The sequence below is a fragment of the Afipia broomeae ATCC 49717 genome, from assembly GCF_000314675.2.
GTDB lineage: Bacteria > Pseudomonadota > Alphaproteobacteria > Rhizobiales > Xanthobacteraceae > Afipia > Afipia broomeae.
On the sequence record NZ_KB375283.1, the window covers coordinates 825493 to 838242 of the forward strand.

General features: G+C 61.5%; 17 protein-coding genes. 9 read left to right on the top strand and 8 right to left on the bottom strand.

From position 1 onward, the window contains the following. Positions 1-31: 31 nt before the first annotated feature. A complete protein-coding gene (locus tag HMPREF9695_RS16400; RefSeq protein ID WP_006021993.1) occupies positions 32-331 on the top strand; it encodes a DUF4282 domain-containing protein in 300 nt (99 codons plus the stop codon). Between the two features lie 167 nt (positions 332-498). On the opposite strand, the gene ychF is transcribed toward HMPREF9695_RS16400, so the two are convergent. From ychF to HMPREF9695_RS16420, 4 genes are all read right to left on the bottom strand, one after another. After that, positions 499-1596 carry a redox-regulated ATPase YchF gene (ychF, locus tag HMPREF9695_RS16405; protein ID WP_006021994.1) on the bottom strand — a complete coding sequence of 366 codons (1098 nt, stop codon included), beginning with the start codon at positions 1594-1596 and terminating at the stop codon, positions 499-501. Between the two features lie 122 nt (positions 1597-1718). Next, positions 1719-2333 (bottom strand): aminoacyl-tRNA hydrolase, encoded by a 615-nt coding sequence (gene pth / locus HMPREF9695_RS16410; protein ID WP_006021995.1) that lies wholly within the window; start codon positions 2331-2333, stop codon positions 1719-1721. Positions 2334-2354: 21 nt separating this feature from the next. After that, positions 2355-3080: a 50S ribosomal protein L25/general stress protein Ctc gene (locus HMPREF9695_RS16415; protein WP_006021996.1), complete on the bottom strand. Its 726-nt coding sequence runs from the start codon at positions 3078-3080 to the stop codon at positions 2355-2357. Positions 3081-3265: 185 nt separating this feature from the next. After that, the gene (locus tag HMPREF9695_RS16420; RefSeq protein ID WP_006021997.1) at positions 3266-3457 is read right to left on the bottom strand and encodes a hypothetical protein; all 192 of its coding nucleotides are present in this window, start codon (positions 3455-3457) and stop codon (positions 3266-3268) included. A gap of 220 nt (positions 3458-3677) precedes the next feature. On the opposite strand from HMPREF9695_RS16420, the gene HMPREF9695_RS16425 reads away from it, so the two are divergent. Beyond that, positions 3678-3923 (top strand): hypothetical protein, encoded by a 246-nt coding sequence (locus HMPREF9695_RS16425; RefSeq protein WP_006021998.1) that lies wholly within the window; start codon positions 3678-3680, stop codon positions 3921-3923. A gap of 2 nt (positions 3924-3925) precedes the next feature. Here HMPREF9695_RS16425 and HMPREF9695_RS16430 read toward each other — a convergent pair whose 3' ends face one another. Further along, the gene (locus HMPREF9695_RS16430) at positions 3926-4981 is read right to left on the bottom strand and encodes an acyltransferase family protein (RefSeq protein WP_006021999.1); all 1056 of its coding nucleotides are present in this window, start codon (positions 4979-4981) and stop codon (positions 3926-3928) included. Positions 4982-5171: 190 nt separating this feature from the next. On the opposite strand from HMPREF9695_RS16430, the gene HMPREF9695_RS16435 reads away from it, so the two are divergent. Both HMPREF9695_RS16435 and HMPREF9695_RS16440 read left to right on the top strand, forming a co-directional pair. Then, positions 5172-6266 carry an HD domain-containing phosphohydrolase gene (locus HMPREF9695_RS16435; RefSeq protein ID WP_006022000.1) on the top strand — a complete coding sequence of 365 codons (1095 nt, stop codon included), beginning with the start codon at positions 5172-5174 and terminating at the stop codon, positions 6264-6266. Between the two features lie 107 nt (positions 6267-6373). Further along, on the top strand, positions 6374-7381 hold the full coding sequence (locus HMPREF9695_RS16440; RefSeq protein ID WP_006022001.1) for a Bug family tripartite tricarboxylate transporter substrate binding protein: 1008 nt from the start codon (positions 6374-6376) through the stop codon (positions 7379-7381). Here the strand turns inward: HMPREF9695_RS16440 and HMPREF9695_RS16445 are convergent. Beyond that, positions 7368-7949 carry a TetR-like C-terminal domain-containing protein gene (locus HMPREF9695_RS16445; RefSeq protein WP_006022002.1) on the bottom strand — a complete coding sequence of 194 codons (582 nt, stop codon included), beginning with the start codon at positions 7947-7949 and terminating at the stop codon, positions 7368-7370. The genes HMPREF9695_RS16440 and HMPREF9695_RS16445 overlap by 14 nt on opposite strands. A gap of 98 nt (positions 7950-8047) precedes the next feature. Continuing rightward, entirely contained in the window at positions 8048-8497 is a 450-nt protein-coding gene (locus HMPREF9695_RS16450; protein WP_006022003.1) for a tautomerase family protein, read from the bottom strand. Between the two features lie 114 nt (positions 8498-8611). On the opposite strand from HMPREF9695_RS16450, the gene HMPREF9695_RS16455 reads away from it, so the two are divergent. Next, complete coding sequence (locus HMPREF9695_RS16455) at positions 8612-9091, top strand: MarR family winged helix-turn-helix transcriptional regulator (RefSeq protein WP_006022004.1); 480 nt, start codon at positions 8612-8614, stop codon at positions 9089-9091. A gap of 48 nt (positions 9092-9139) precedes the next feature. Further along, positions 9140-9520, top strand: coding sequence for a tautomerase family protein (locus HMPREF9695_RS16460; protein WP_006022005.1), 381 nt, complete (start codon positions 9140-9142; stop codon positions 9518-9520). Between the two features lie 11 nt (positions 9521-9531). On the opposite strand, the gene HMPREF9695_RS16465 is transcribed toward HMPREF9695_RS16460, so the two are convergent. Then, entirely contained in the window at positions 9532-9795 is a 264-nt protein-coding gene (locus tag HMPREF9695_RS16465) for an accessory factor UbiK family protein (protein WP_006022006.1), read from the bottom strand. 180 nt (positions 9796-9975) lie between these two features. Between HMPREF9695_RS16465 and lgt the strand changes: the two genes are divergently transcribed. From lgt to pgeF, 3 genes are read left to right on the top strand one after another with little or no spacing between them, the layout of a single operon-like run. After that, on the top strand, positions 9976-10824 hold the full coding sequence (gene lgt, locus HMPREF9695_RS16470; protein WP_006022007.1) for a prolipoprotein diacylglyceryl transferase: 849 nt from the start codon (positions 9976-9978) through the stop codon (positions 10822-10824). Positions 10825-10875: 51 nt separating this feature from the next. Then, positions 10876-11985 (top strand): class I SAM-dependent methyltransferase, encoded by a 1110-nt coding sequence (locus HMPREF9695_RS16475; protein WP_006022008.1) that lies wholly within the window; start codon positions 10876-10878, stop codon positions 11983-11985. Then, a complete protein-coding gene (gene pgeF, locus HMPREF9695_RS16480; protein WP_006022009.1) occupies positions 11982-12749 on the top strand; it encodes a peptidoglycan editing factor PgeF in 768 nt (255 codons plus the stop codon). Before HMPREF9695_RS16475 ends, pgeF begins: the two co-directional genes overlap by 4 nt. Position 12750 lies beyond the last annotated feature (1 nt).

Here is a 12750-nt window from a genome sequence, read left to right on the forward strand (position 1 = left end):
CGATCTTTTGCGCCTCATCTGGAGAAAGCCCATGTTTCATTTCCAGGATCTCTTCCAGTGGGACAGGTTCATCACGCCCACCATCATCAAGGTCTTCTACTGGCTGGTGATCGCACTGATCATCCTGTTCGGCATCGCCGGAATATTCTCCGCGCTGACTTTGATGGCGATCAGCCCGTTCGGCGGCTTCATCCAGTTGCTGTCAGCACTGGCAGGCATTGTCGTCGGAATCATTTTCTCGCGCATCAGCGCCGAACTGATCCTGATCATATTCAGGATCAACGAACATCTCGGCGCGATCCGCGACCAGGGCCGCGACCACGAACGGTAGATATTTTCCCGCCGTCACCCTGAGGTGCCGGAGCGAAGCAACAGGCGTTCGAAAGAACGCCGTTCTTCGAACGGCTATGGGCCTCGAAGGGCGATGGCCTTCTGTTTATCCGTCATCCTTCAAGGCTCGCAAGAACCCGCACCTCCGGATGACGGACCGCCGTGCAATTACGTATTGAACCGGAAGTGCATCACGTCGCCGTCGGCGACGACATATTCCTTGCCTTCCAGCCGCAGCTTGCCGGTGTCGCGCGCGCCGGCTTCACCACCATTCGCGATGTAGTCGTCATAGGCGATGGTTTCGGCGCGGATAAAGCCTTTCTCGAAATCGGTATGAATCACACCGGCCGCCGCAGGCGCCTTGGTGCCCTTGGTGATGGTCCAGGCGCGGGCTTCCTTGGGACCGACCGTGAAATACGTGATGAGATGCAGCAACTCGTAACCGGCGCGGATCAGGCGGTCGAGACCAGCTTCTTCCAGTCCCAGCGTGTCGAGGAAGTCCACCCGCTCCTCGCGTGACAGCGTCGCGATCTCGGATTCGATCTTGGCGGAAATCGCCACCGCGACCGCACCTTCCTTTTTCGCATGCTCGAATACCTGCTGCGAGAAACTATTGCCGGTGGCGGCCGCGCCTTCCTCGACGTTGCAGACATAAAGAACAGGCTTGGACGTCAGAAGACCGAGCATGCGGAATGCGCGCTCTTCCTCGGCCTTGCGCTCGAGGAAACGCGCCGGCTTTCCGTCGCGCAGCAGCTTCAGCGCGCGCTCGACCAGTTCGAGCTGCTCCTTGGCGTCCTTGTCGTTGCCCTTGGCCTTCTTTGACAGGCTGTCGACGCGTTTTTCGAGGCTGTCGAGATCGGCCAGCATCAACTCGGTCTCGATGGTCTCGATATCGGCCAGCGGCGCGATCTTGCCTTCGACGTGGGTGATGTCGGAATCCTCAAAGCAGCGCACCACATGCGCCACCGCATCGACTTCGCGGATGGTGGCGAGAAACTGGTTGCCGAGGCCTTCGCCCTTCGACGCGCCTTTGACCAGACCCGCGATGTCCACGAACGTCAATTGTGTCGGAATGATCTGCTGCGACTTCGCGATCGCCGACAGCTTGTCGAGACGCGGATCAGGCACCGCGACCGCGCCGACATTCGGCTCGATGGTGCAGAACGGATAGTTCGCCGCCTGTGCCGCCGCCGTTTCCGTCAGCGCGTTGAACAGTGTGGACTTGCCGACGTTGGGCAGTCCGACGATGCCGCATTTGAAACCCATGATCTTCTTTCGACTTTGACGTGCGGTGACCGCTTCGATTTCATTTCGTCATACGCGGGCTTGACCCGCGTATCCATCTTCTTTGGAAAGATGGATCGCCGGATCAAGTCCGGCGATGACAATCATTTTTTGGGCGACGGTTCGCTGTCGTCCTTCGATGTGAATCCCTTTGCATCCATTGCAAGATGCACCTTGTTTGCAAACGACGCGTCCTGCCCGGTGACGATAAACGCCGCGTTGTCGGCAATCGCCTCGCACAGCGCGCTGATCCAGGGCATTTCGCTTTTGGCGAAATCGGACAGAACGTGCTGATGCACCAGATCCTTGACGCCGGGATGCCCGACACCGAGCCTCACGCGGCGATAATCGTTGCCGACATGCGCGGAGATCGAGCGAAGTCCGTTGTGTCCCGCGATGCCGCCGCCGATCTTGACCCGCAGCTTCGCGGGCGGCAGTTCGATCTCGTCGTGAAACACCGTGATGTCGCCGACGCCCATCTTGAAGAACTTGGTTGCCTCGCCGACAGCGTTGCCCGACTCGTTCATATAAGTCGTGGGCTTCAGCAGAATGACGCGCCCGTTGCCGAGATTGCCTTCGGAGGTCTCCCCCTGAAAGCGACGGCGCCACGGACCAAATCCGTGACGCCGTGCGATCTCGTCGACAGCCATGAACCCGATGTTGTGCCGGTTGCCCTGATACTTCGCGCCGGGATTCCCCAGTCCGACGAACAGACGCATGGCACGGGCTCTCCCGGCCGCTTACTTCTTCTTGTCGGCAGCAGGCGCCTTGGCAGCAGCAGCCGCGGGAGCCTTCGCAGCACCAGCCGCAGGAGCAGCCGCCGCAGCACCGGCCGCAGGAGCAGCACCGGCCGCAGGCGCAGCACCACCGGCAGCAGCCGCAGCCTTCAGTTCTTCGTTATAGCCCGACGGCGGAACGATGGTGACCAGTGTCGCGTCTTCGCGGGTGAACAGCTTCACGCCGTTCGGCAGCTTGATGTCGGTGATGTGCAGCGAGCTGCCGATATCGAGCTTGCCCACGTCAGCTTCGAGATACTGCGGGATGTTGTCCGCCGGCACTTCGAGGTCGATGTTGTGGGTCACGATGTTGACCGTGCCGCCGCGCTTCACGCCTGGCGAGGTTTCCGAATTCAGCACGTGCAACGGAACGCTGACGCGGATCTTGGAGCCTTCGCCGAGACGCAGGAAGTCCACGTGCAGCGGGAAGTCGCGCACCGGATCGAGGCTGAAGTCGCGCGGAATCACGCGGTGCTTTTTGCCGTCGAGTTCGATGTCGTGAATCGTGGTCAGAAAACGCCCGGCCTGAATGCGCAGGCGCAGTTCAGCATCGTCGAGCGAGATGGTCAGCGGGGGCTGGTTGTTGCCATAGATCACTGCAGGGATACGGCCAGCGCGACGTTCAGCCCGGGCGGCCCCCTTGCCGGCCTTCGGACGAGCGGTCGCCTTCAATTCCTTGACGGTCGCCATTGTTAAGTTCCTCAAGATTTAAAAGTGAAGGGCCGCAAAGCGGCCCGGTTTTACATCGCGGCGAGCCTCCAGGGGTGCGGGGGCCGCTGACGTGGCGGGTTCTTAGCCCCAAAGGGCCAGAAACACAAGGAAATGAGCGGATTTTAGAGCGGCTTTTTCCGGCGCCGGGATCAGGCCATCAGCCCTCAGATTGAGGAAATTGCCGGCGTTTCACCTGGCGACAGCCCTGCCAGCCAGTCTTCAGAGTCTGCCAAGGCATGCAGCGCGTCGCGCTTGCGGAGCAGGTCCGCGCGCTCGTTTTCGCTGGTCGCCGATGCGGCCATCTTCTCACAGCGCGCTGCCCATTCGCGCAGTTCAGCGGAATTATTGTTGAGCATCGAAATATCCAATCAGACGTGAGCGCCCCTCCTGAGCCAATATCGCACTGAACGAACCATGTGACAAGACTTAACTAATTGAAATTAAAGGAGTTTTTTACTAATTTTGGGATTCCGCAGCGGAGTGGGGAACTTTGTCCACGTGAGTGAATTGAGTAATTTACTAACCCATCGTCTCGCCAAGACCTTGGCAACAAAGCGCCCCCCACAGGAGGCTAAAATGAGCGATTTGCGCGGCGAACGCCTGCAGATCATGCTTTCGCCTGAGGAATTGTCCGCGGTCGACGACTTTCGCTTCAACCACCGGATGCCGACCCGGGCCGCCGCCGTGCGGGAACTTCTCAAGCTCGGTCTGGCGTCTGCCGGGACCGTGACCCGTACGGGAATGAAATCCAGCGACTATGGCGTGCTCGGCAGCAGCGCCAGCGGACCCGGCGTTGGGGACGGCACTGACGGTGCTGATTAGCATCAGGTGACTTGTTTCGCAGCGGTTGGCGGCACGCGCCGGACCGCCGCCCACGCGTTCCTGGACGCCGCAACGAGCGGCCGCTCAATCAGATAATAAACCGCCACTCCTGCCACGACGCTGCCGAGGCAACCTGCAAGAATAAACTCGCCGGTCAGCAGCGGCTGTGCATCCAACCCCGACAACATGACCGCGCTCTTTACAACGGAGAGCACGACGCCGTGGGTAAGATAAATCGAATAGGATGCGTCGCCCAGCAACATCGGCAAGCGCCAGACCCTCAGTTTCGGCTCAAGAGAGAGCGCGCCGGTCACGATCAGGAACGCCGGCAGGCCCCAGTGAAACAGTCGCGCGACGCCGGTACTGGCCGCCGAAAGCATCCCGGACGTCAACAGAAAACCGCACCCGACGGCGAGCAGGAATACGGCAACAGCCGGGCGCGGCAACGCCTTGCGCTCATACATGATGCCCAGCAGACATCCGATCATGAACTCGATGAGCAGCGGGCTGGTGTAGGTCAGCCCGATCGGCCCCGATGGCGAGACCAGCAGCGGCAATGCCGCCAGCGCCCCCAGGATTGTGCAAACCAACAACGCGCGGTGTCGCCTTGCGATGAAAAGAGCGAAGGCAAACACCGCATAAAAGAACATCTCGAAATTCAGCGTCCATCCGGCAATCAGCAGCGGTTGGATTTCTCCGGTTCGCGGCGAGACGAACGGGATGAACAGCAGGGACCGGACGAGATTCCACAGCGAGGGCACTGTTGCGGGATCGCGGAAGATTAGCCAGCCGCCATAGAGCAACAGCGTCATCGTCCAGTAGAGCGGCACGATACGGATGATCCTGGTCACCGCGAAGGATGGCGGCGTGGTTCGCTCCGACGCCGTGGTGATCCACATGATGAATCCGCTGATGACAAAGAAGATGTCGACGCCGGCCGCGCCGAACGGCAGTCCACTGAAATTGAGATACTCCTCCGCCATGCCGTCGGCATGGAAAAAAACCACCATCAGGGCGGCGGCGGCGCGCAGGTACTGGATCGACAGAATCTTCGGCATGGCCGGCGGCTGCGCTCTTTTACTCAATCGTTACCATCGCTACTCAGCTTTGATTAAAGATGCAGCCTGCGGAAGGCACGGTTGCGTGACGAGAGCCGGTAACCGCCGTTAAGGATAACTGTTAAGAGTCGGGAACCTGTTTTTCGCTACATCTATGGAGTTGATACCTAACGCCCCGCAGAGGACGGACATGGCTGCTTTGGCAGAACTTCCGCAGACGTCGCGACGTCTGCTTCTCGCATCGGATTGTGAGGACCAAAGCGAAGACCTCGCGCGCATTCTGAGGAATGCAGGCAGCGTGGAAACGATTTCCATTTTCGACCTGCCCGATCATCCGGCCAGCGATTTCGCCGGTGTCATTATCGACATCGATCTCACCTCGGCCACCGCCGTGCAGCGCGTGCGCAGCAAGCTCACCGGCAAGGACTATCAGCCCCTGCCCCGGCTGTTCGTTCTGGCCGATGCGCTTTACCACGGATCGGCGCAGGCCTGGGCGCTCGGCGCCACCGACACCATCCAGCGGCCGTTTCATCCGGAGAGCATCCTGCACCGGATCCGCCAGGTCTTTCCGGAGACGCCGGAAGACGAACGCACGACCGACGCGCGCATCCTGAGCACCGGCGTCACCGCCGCGCTGGTCGTGATGTCGAAAATCTTCCGGCGGCTCCCCGCCGGCATTCCGCTTTCGTTCGACGATGTGATGCAGGCCGAAACGCAGATCCTGCGCGCGCTGAAACGCTGCTCGCTGCGGCAGTGGCTGATCGCGGTCAACAAGCATCACAACAAGAGCTATCGCCACACCCTGCATGTCACCGGCTATGCGGTTGCCTTCGCCCATCATCTCGGCATGCGCGAAGACGACCAGCGCCGCCTGACCCGCGCGGCGTTGCTCCACGATGTGGGCAAGGCGTTCATTCCCGTTCCGATTCTCGAAAAAATCGGTGTCCTGACCGACGAAGAGAACGCCGTTCTCGCGCAGCACACCCAACTCGGTTACAACGCGCTGAAAGAGCAGCGCGGATTTCCCGGCGAGGTGCTCGACGTCGTCCTGCACCACCATGAAATGCTCGACGGCACGGGCTACCCGAAGGGCCTTGAGGGAGACCGCATCAGCGACATCGTGCGCATCATCACGCTGGTCGATACCTACGCGACCCTTCTCGAGCCCGACGCCGAAACATCCGCGATGACGCCCGAACAGGCCTACGGAATCATGGAATTGATGGGGGGCAAACTCGACGGCGCGCTGCGCCAGGCCTTCCGCCCGGTGGCGCTCGGGACCTGAGCGTCCGCATTTCCTTCGTTGATTTTAGCCTGCCGACACGATTAGGTGCAGTTGCAACTAATTCGGGACGCGTGCCGGCATCGCATCGGCCGCGCAGGAGGACGCCCATGCCGATCGAAACGCTGACCCGCCGATCATTCATGACAGCCGCCGCAGCATTTGGCGCGAGCCTGTCCGCTCCCACCGGTCTGGCTGCGCCAGCCTGGGCGCAGGCTGCCTACCCCACGCGGCCGGTTCATCTCATCGTCCCCTACGCAGCCGGCGGCGGCACGGACTTCTTCGCGCGGCTGGTGGCGGCGTCGATGAGCGGCACACTCGGACAGCAGATCGTGGTGGAGAACCGCCCCGGCGCCGGAACGCAGATCGGCGCCGAAGCTGCGTCGAAGGCCGAGCCCGATGGTTACACGTTCCTGCTTGGCGACACCTCGACCTACGCCTCCAACAAAAGCCTGTACCAGAAGCTTCCGTACGATCCGCAGAAGGACTTCGCGCCGATCTCGCTGACCGGACGCTTCGCCATCGTGCTGCTGGTCAACACCGACAAGCTCAATGTCAATTCGGTGCAGGCCCTGATCGATGCCGCGAAGAAAGCGCCCGGCGCCATCGACTATGCGAGCGCCGGTGTCGGCTCGCCGTTCCATCTGGCCGCGGAACTGTTCGCGCAGTCATCCGGTATCAAGCTCAATCACGTTCCCTACAAGGGCGCGGGCCCGGCATTGCAGGATCTCGCCGGCGGACAGATCGGAATGATGTTCGTCGATTTCGCCACAGCGCGGTCGCAGCTCAACCTGAAATCGATCAAGGCGATCGGCGTGTGTTCACCGGGCGAATTCTATGGATTGCCGGGAGTTCCCGCCGTTGCCGCCGCGGTTCCGGGCTTCGAGGCATGGGCGTGGCAGGGCTTTTCCGCACCGGCGAAAGTCTCGCCCGACATCATCGCGAAGCTGCGCGAGGCTTATCTCAAGGCGGTCAACGATCCCGCGATCAAGCAGAAGCTGATCGATGCCGGGATCGATCCGTTGCAAAGCACGCCGCAGGAGATGGCGGGCTATGTCGCATCCGAAACCACCAAGTGGGAGAAGGTCATCAAGACCGCGGGGATCAGACTGGACTGACGCGTTCGGCTTCCTTCGCGTCCCGAAGCTCGCTCAAACCGCGAACGAACATCTCGACCGCGAAAACGTAGCTCTTTTGATATTCGATCGGGCGGGCGACCGGCGCCGACATTTCATTGATGACGAATCCGCGAACCAGGCTCTTGAGGATGCGGATCGCATGCCTGGCGGCCTCGCCACCGATTCCTGCCTCGCCAAAAACGCGGAGTACGACCAGAGCCAGTTGCCCCGCCGCCTTCTGATACTCGGGATTGTCGACATCCGGGTCGCGAAACGACGCAATGGCCAGGCCGGGACTGCCAAGCGAAAAACTGCGCATCGCATGCGCCATCGCACGGATCGCATCCAGGCACGTCTTGCCTTTGACAGCCTGTTCAATCTGCCGCTGAAGTCCCTGATAGCCCGCGATCGCCAGCGCCTGCTTCATCTGCGGGATGGTATCCACCTTGCCGAAGAAGGCCTCCATTTCCGTGACAAGGTCGGCGGCGATCTTCTTGTCCCATCGCGGTGCAGGCGCCTTGATGACGCGTTCAACCTCGGAGAAACGTGTTCGATCGAATGGAGTCACAGCTAAGCCTCGCAACCAGATCGAGATTCTGGACCGGATTGGTCAACGTCCTTGGCGCAAAGCCGAAGCGTTTCGATTCAAATGGTCGGCATGGGCCGTCACAAGACCCTGACCCCTGCTTTCCCAAGCTGTGACTGCTTCTCGGGCGTGATGGCCTTTCGCCATGCGTCTTCCGCGCCGGGTTCGGGAAGGAAGCGGCCGAACTCGATCATCTGCGGTGCGTCGATGTCCTGGATGTAGAACCAGACATCCTCCGCGCCAACGCCCGCGGACGCCCGCACCTTGTCGGCCGCCTCGCCCATCAGCTTCTGTTTCACATCGATTCCTCGCCCCGAACGGATCATGCCGTGGACGAAAACGTGCGGATGCGCGTTAGGCTTGCCGCCGATGAAATGTTCGCCGTTCTCGAGGGCGCGGAAGATCACCTGCGCAAAGAACGCCGGCGCACCGGTTGCGGCATGATGGGCCGCGGTGATCGCCTCGGCGATCTGCCCTTTCTGAGCGGCTGAGAGCGACAGGTTTGCCGTCGTCACGGTGTAGGTCGGCATCGGTTCCTCCGGATTTATGCAGTATCCATTCTGCCCGCGGAAAGTGACGATATATAGATGCATATGCAAGCTTTATTTATTGTATATGCATCTAATGTCGCGTAGGCTGTGCCGATGTTCACCGATTGCTACTGTACCCAGTTTCGCCGTTCCTCGCGGGCCTTGACGCGCCTCTATGATGCCGCGCTCAAGGATCACGGCATCCGCATCACCCAGTTCTCGCTGCTGCGTGCAGTGCGCCGCCTCGGTGGCGCGGCGACATTCAGCGAACTCGCCGAAGAGGTCGTCCTCGACACCACCACCATTTCCCGGAACGTGAAAGTTCTCGCGGCCAACGGCTGGGTCAGCTTTCAGAACACCGACGACGGCCGCGAGAAGAAGATCCGCCTGAGCAGCGCCGGCGGCAGGAAGATCGATACCGCGACATCAAGCTGGCAGGTCGCACAGGACCAGATCCTAGGGTCCGCCAAGGAAATCTTCGCCGCCCGCAAGGGCGATCCGCTGATCGACACACTTGAAAAGCTTCAGGCGCTCTCTGGCGCAACCGATCCTGAAGAGCCGGTTGTCGAGCGCAAAACGCGCAGGAAAGCCTGACGCCACTGCCACGCGCGATTTATTTTTCACGACAAAGGAATAAGCCTCATGCCGCTCGTACGCATCGATCTCGCCAAGGGAAAGTCAGCCGAGCACCGCAAGGCCATCGGCGAAATCATCTACACGGCGATGATCGAAACCATCAACGTTCCCGCCGACGACAAGTTTCAGGTCATCACCGAGCATGCGCCGGAAGATCTGAATTTTCCGAAAAGCTATCTCGGCATCGAATACAGCAAGGACATCGTCTTCATCCAGGTCACGCTGAACGGTGGGCGCACGGTGGAGATGAAGAAGGCCTTCTACAAGCGCATCGCCGCCGACCTGCATGCGCAACTGAACATCCGCCGCGAGGACGTCTTCATCAATCTGGTGGAAGTCGCGAAGGAAAACTGGTCGTTCGGCAACGGCATCGCGCAGTACGCGTGACGGCTCCGGCCTCACGTCTCCGCGACGGGACCGAGCTTCTTTTCCAGCGCGGTGATGCGCGTCTTCAATGCCTCGTTCTCCTCGCGGGCGAGGCGCGCCATATCCTTCACCGCCTCGAATTCCTCGCGCTTGACGAGATCGAGGTCGCGCAGGATGCGCTCGGCCTGGCTGCGCACCACGGTTTCGATCTCGCGCTTCACGCCCTGCGCGGCGCCCGCGGCATCGTTCATCAGGCGAGCGATCTCGTCGAAAAAGCGGTTGCTGGTCTGGGTCATCATGAAACTCCGAGGGCCGAATACCGTGTTTAGCTTGCCCAGACAATGGTGATGGCCTTGCCGGGACGCAAGATGTAAGAAACACGTGAACTGTTAAACGCGCATTCCTGTCGCAAACCGGGGCTACTTTTCGCGGAATAGACGCCAGGATTCGCGACCCCCGCCGGACATTGCCTGCCCATGTTTCTGACCATCGCGTTCCCTGTCTTCGACCCCATCGCCATCGCCATCGGGCCGATCGCGATCCGCTGGTATGCGCTGGCCTATATCGGCGGCATCGTGCTGGGGTGGCTTTATGCGCGCAAGATCATCCGCAGCGAGCGGCTGTGGGGCGGCAAGGCGCCGTTCACGGTGACGGATTTCGACGATTTCATCCTGTGGGTGACCCTCGGCATCATCCTCGGCGGCCGCACCGGTTATGTGCTGTTCTACAATCTGAATTTCTTCACCCAGCATCCTGCGGAAATCTTCAAGCTGTGGACCGGCGGCATGTCGTTCCATGGCGGTTTCATGGGCTGCGTGATCGCGGTGCTGCTGTTCGGATGGAAACGGAATATTTCCGTGCTGTCGCTCGGCGACGTGACCTGCGCGGTCGGCCCGATTGGCCTGCTGCTCGGGCGGCTGGCGAACTTCATCAACAGCGAGTTGTGGGGCCGCACGGCGGATGCGAGCGTCCCCTGGCGGATGGTGTTTCCGAACGGCGGACCGCTGCCGCGTCACCCAAGCCAGCTCTATGAAGCGGGTCTTGAGGGCGTTGCTCTCTTCATCATTCTGGCGCTGCTGATCCGGGGCGGCGCGCTGAAGCGCCCGGGCCTGATCATCGGTGCGTTCGCCGCGCTCTATGGCGTCGCGCGCATCGTCAGCGAGTTTTTCCGCGAACCCGACCCGCAACTGGGATTTCTCTGGGGCGGCCTGACCATGGGCATGATCCTGTCGGTCCCGATGATTGTCGCCGGCCTCATTTTTATCGGGGCTGCATGGCGCCGCGGGCCGCGCACGGCGGGTGACGGCGCTGCCAAAGCGGCTTAATAACGTAAGATCATATTTAAATTAGCGATTCCCGATTTTTGAAAGTTCGCCGTGTCCGATTATTCGCCGCTTGAAACCCTGATCAGAAAGCAGATCGCCGCGAACGGCCCGATGCCGGTGTCGCGGTACATGCAGATTTGCCTGACGCATCCGGAATACGGCTATTACCTCAAGCGCGATCCGCTCGGCCGCGACGGCGATTTCATCACCGCCCCCGAAGTCAGCCAGATGTTCGGGGAACTGGTCGGACTGTGGGCGGCGTCGGTGTGGAATGCGATGGGCATGCCGCAGGAGGTCAAGTTCATCGAACTCGGACCCGGCCGCGGCACCATGATGGCGGACGCGCTGCGCGCGGTGCGGATTCTGCCGGCGTTCCATGATGCGATCACCGTGCATCTGGTCGAGGCCAGCGAGCGGCTGCGCGACAAGCAGCGCGAGAAGCTTGCCGATGCGGCTTATGTCGAGTGGTACGACCGGATCGAGGACATCCCGGAAGGACCCGCGATCATTCTGGCCAACGAGTTTTTCGATGCGCTGCCGATCCATCAGGCGGTCAAACAGGAAAGCGGATGGCACGAGCGCGTTATCGAGATCGATGACGACGTTCTCGCCTACGGCATCGCCAAGGACCCGATCCCGCGCTTCGAGGTGCTGCTGCCGCCACTGGTGCGTGCCGCGCCCAATGGCGCGATCTTCGAATGGCGGCCCGACAACGAGATCATGACCATCGCGCGCCGGCTGCGCGATCAGGGCGGCGCGGCGCTGATCATGGACTACGGCCATCTGCGCAGCGATGCGGGCGATACCTTCCAGGCAGTCGCGCGGCACAACTACACCAACCCGCTGCGCAACGCGGGTCTCGCCGATCTGACTGCACATGTGGACTTTCAGGCGCTGGCCCGCGCCGCCGAGGATGTCGGAGCGCGCGCCCACGGCCCGGTGGAGCAAGGCGTATTCCTCAAGAGCCTGGGCATCGAGACCCGCGCGCAGGCGTTGATGAAGAACGCCACCGAAGACGGCCAGAAGCTGATTGCCGCAGGACTGGCCCGCCTCACCGGCCCGAGCCCGGAAGGAATGGGTTCGCTGTTCAAGGTGCTCGGCATTTCGCACCCCGCCATCGCAACGCTGGCGGCGCTGTCCGAGCAGGACACGAAATCATGACATTCACGTCGTCGCTGTTGTCGGCTGTGCCGGGTCTGCGCCACGCATTCTTTTCGCGCGAGGGCGGCGTCTCGAAAGGCATCTATGAGAGCCTCAACGGCGGCATCGGCTCGCATGACGATCCGGCGCATGTCATCGAAAACCGCCGGCGCATGGCCGAGCATCTCGGCGTCGCGCCGCCGCAATTCCTCACCGTATTCCAGATTCACTCGCCCGATGTCGCGGTCGCCACCACGCCGTGGGACACGGCATCGCGCCCGCACGCCGATGCGATGGTGACGAAAGTGCCGGGACTGGCGCTCGGCGTCACCGCCGCCGACTGCGGACCTATTCTCTTTTTCGACCCGCAGACACGCGTGATCGGCGCCGCGCATTCCGGCTGGAAGGGCGCCATCGGCGGCGTGCTTGAAAATACGATTGCCGCGATGGAAGGCCTCGGCGCATCGCGCGCAAACATCATCGCCGCGATCGGCCCGCTGATCCGGCAGCAGAGCTATGAGGTCGGCGCGGAATTCGTTGCGCGCTTTTCAGAAGGCGCGCCCGACAACGCACGCTTCTTCGTGCCGTCAACGCGCGCGGGCCACGCGATGTTCGATCTCGCCGGCTATATCCGCCAGCGGCTGGAGCGCGCGGGCATCCTGATGATCGACGATATCGGCGTCGACACCTACGCGGACGAGCGCTTCTTCAGCTACCGCCGCACCACGCACCGCAAGGAACCGGATTACGGCCGCAACATCCACGCCATCGTGCTGGACGGGTAAA

What these genes read in the sequence shown, in the direction of transcription:
- HMPREF9695_RS16450 (WP_006022003.1), bottom strand. Translation starts at nt 8,497, where the DNA reads ATGCCGACCTACACCGTGACGACGGCAAACCTGTCGCTCTCAGCCGCT.
- HMPREF9695_RS16420 (WP_006021997.1), bottom strand. Translation starts at nt 3,457, where the DNA reads ATGCTCAACAATAATTCCGCTGAACTGCGCGAATGGGCAGCGCGCTGT.
- HMPREF9695_RS16460 (WP_006022005.1), top strand. Translation starts at nt 9,140, where the DNA reads ATGCCGCTCGTACGCATCGATCTCGCCAAGGGAAAGTCAGCCGAGCAC.
- HMPREF9695_RS16430 (WP_006021999.1), bottom strand. Translation starts at nt 4,981, where the DNA reads ATGCCGAAGATTCTGTCGATCCAGTACCTGCGCGCCGCCGCCGCCCTG.
- HMPREF9695_RS16400 (WP_006021993.1), top strand. Translation starts at nt 32, where the DNA reads ATGTTTCATTTCCAGGATCTCTTCCAGTGGGACAGGTTCATCACGCCC.
- HMPREF9695_RS16425 (WP_006021998.1), top strand. Translation starts at nt 3,678, where the DNA reads ATGAGCGATTTGCGCGGCGAACGCCTGCAGATCATGCTTTCGCCTGAG.
- pgeF (WP_006022009.1), top strand. Translation starts at nt 11,982, where the DNA reads ATGACATTCACGTCGTCGCTGTTGTCGGCTGTGCCGGGTCTGCGCCAC.
- ychF (WP_006021994.1), bottom strand. Translation starts at nt 1,596, where the DNA reads ATGGGTTTCAAATGCGGCATCGTCGGACTGCCCAACGTCGGCAAGTCC.
- HMPREF9695_RS16435 (WP_006022000.1), top strand. Translation starts at nt 5,172, where the DNA reads ATGGCTGCTTTGGCAGAACTTCCGCAGACGTCGCGACGTCTGCTTCTC.
- lgt (WP_006022007.1), top strand. Translation starts at nt 9,976, where the DNA reads ATGTTTCTGACCATCGCGTTCCCTGTCTTCGACCCCATCGCCATCGCC.
- pth (WP_006021995.1), bottom strand. Translation starts at nt 2,333, where the DNA reads ATGCGTCTGTTCGTCGGACTGGGGAATCCCGGCGCGAAGTATCAGGGC.
- HMPREF9695_RS16440 (WP_006022001.1), top strand. Translation starts at nt 6,374, where the DNA reads ATGCCGATCGAAACGCTGACCCGCCGATCATTCATGACAGCCGCCGCA.
- HMPREF9695_RS16415 (WP_006021996.1), bottom strand. Translation starts at nt 3,080, where the DNA reads ATGGCGACCGTCAAGGAATTGAAGGCGACCGCTCGTCCGAAGGCCGGC.
- HMPREF9695_RS16465 (WP_006022006.1), bottom strand. Translation starts at nt 9,795, where the DNA reads ATGACCCAGACCAGCAACCGCTTTTTCGACGAGATCGCTCGCCTGATG.
- HMPREF9695_RS16455 (WP_006022004.1), top strand. Translation starts at nt 8,612, where the DNA reads ATGTTCACCGATTGCTACTGTACCCAGTTTCGCCGTTCCTCGCGGGCC.